The sequence below is a fragment of the Streptomyces sp. NPDC002130 genome (assembly GCF_040296465.1).
Classification (GTDB): domain Bacteria; phylum Actinomycetota; class Actinomycetes; order Streptomycetales; family Streptomycetaceae; genus Streptomyces.
This window is the reverse complement of record NZ_JBEOXI010000824.1, coordinates 1-1,447: the sequence shown is the minus strand read 5'-3', so window position 1 is coordinate 1,447 and position 1,447 is coordinate 1. Positions and strand designations below refer to the sequence as shown.

1 protein-coding gene and 1 pseudogene are annotated in these 1,447 nt (G+C 64.1%); both read right to left on the bottom strand.

Features of this window, described 5'->3' with window-relative positions; genetic code table 11:
- Window positions 1-427: pseudogene (locus ABT116_RS45975) on the bottom strand (PaaI family thioesterase); the annotation flags it as partial.
- Window positions 427-1,296, bottom strand: coding sequence for a MaoC/PaaZ C-terminal domain-containing protein (locus tag ABT116_RS45970; protein ID WP_351647134.1), 870 nt, complete (start codon window positions 1,294-1,296; stop codon window positions 427-429). The gene ABT116_RS45970 and the pseudogene ABT116_RS45975, both read right to left, overlap by 1 nt.
- Between the last annotated feature and the right edge of the window lie 151 nt (window positions 1,297-1,447).

The window sequence follows — 1,447 nt, the reverse complement described above, 5'->3', positions numbered from 1 at the left end:
CGAGAACGTGATCGAGCAGCAGCGCCGAAACACCGCCGTGTACATGGCCGGGAGGTCCCTGGTACGGCAGCGTCAACGTGACCACTCCCTGCACCGACCCGTCAGCGAGCCCTTCCAGAACGAGCGGCGGCGCAATGGCATTCTCGGGGCCGGTCACCGGATCGTGACGAGTCACGCCCTCACCGTTCCACATGTCGATCAAACGCTCAGCCACTTCGGGTGAGTGCTGCTCTAGGTGCTCGGCAATGCTGTTGAGTTCCTCCGCAACCCGGTCCAGGTTGGCGTTTCCGCGGTCGGTCCGCAGCATCGCGTCGACAACGCGTCGGGCTGCTGCCGTGGCCCGGTCGACCGGGGCGTCTTGCGGCGGCGACGTCAGAATCGTGCCGCCCGGGTGTGTGGCTGCCGTGGGGTGTGTACCGAGGTCCATCAGTTGATCTCCATTGTTGCGTGTGTGAGAACCGGGGAGTTCTCGCGCTCGGGGCAGGTCGCCGCCAACGTCAACGTGTTGCCGTCCTGCCATACCGAGGTGGTGATGGATTCGCCGGGGAACAGAGAACCGGCAAACCGCACCGAGTAGTTCTTCACCCTCGTCGGATCTCCGTCGAGGATTCCGTCCACCACTGCCTTGCAGACGATGCCGTACGACGCCAGGCCGTGCAGAATCGGAGCGTCGAAGCCCGCCATCTTCGCGAAGGCAGGATCGGCGTGCAGCGGGTTCATGTCTCCACTGAGTCGGTACACCAGCGCCTGTGAGGGACTCGTGCTCGACGTCAGTACCTTGTCGGGCGCTCGATCAGGCACCCCGGCAACAACTTCGGGACCGGCACTGCCGCCGAAGCCACCTTCGCCGCGCGCCCAGATCTGCATTCCGGTGGTCCACAACGGGTTCCCGTCAAGGTCGTGCGCCGCGGTCTCGAGAACGATCACAGCTGCCTTACCCTTGTCCCAGACATCGGCGACCCGAGAGGAAATACGGGCAGCACCCGTCGACGGGATGGGCGCGTGAAGTGCCAGCGACTGCCCACCGTGCAGGATCTTTCGCAGATCGATGTCGATTCCCGGCATACTCATCGACGGTGCCGGCAATACACCCGCCGAAACTCCCTGGCCTGCAACCATTGCAAACGTCGGGAGTACCTTCAGCCCCTTTTCGTACACCCAGGTCAGTTCGGCGGGATCCAGAGCATTCGCTCCTGCCCCGAGTCCCAATTGGTAGAGCATGACGTCGCGGTCGGTCCACGACGCTTCGCGCACTGTCGGTTCGGCGGACAACGCCACCTCGAGATCGATAGCCATCAGTTCTCCAAAGTTCCGGCTCGGTAGACCGTCACGACGCACGCGCCGCCCAGTCCGAGGTTGTGCTGCAAGCCAATACGAGCGCCTTCTGGCCATCTCCGTCGCCGTCGTCCAGGGCATGCTCGCCGGCATCGGCGTACCGCTGATGTTC

Bases quoted from the DNA above. Each gene is read 5' to 3' on its own strand.
- ABT116_RS45970 (WP_351647134.1), bottom strand. From the start codon at position 1,296: ATGGCTATCGATCTCGAGGTGGCGTTGTCCGCCGAACCGACAGTGCGC.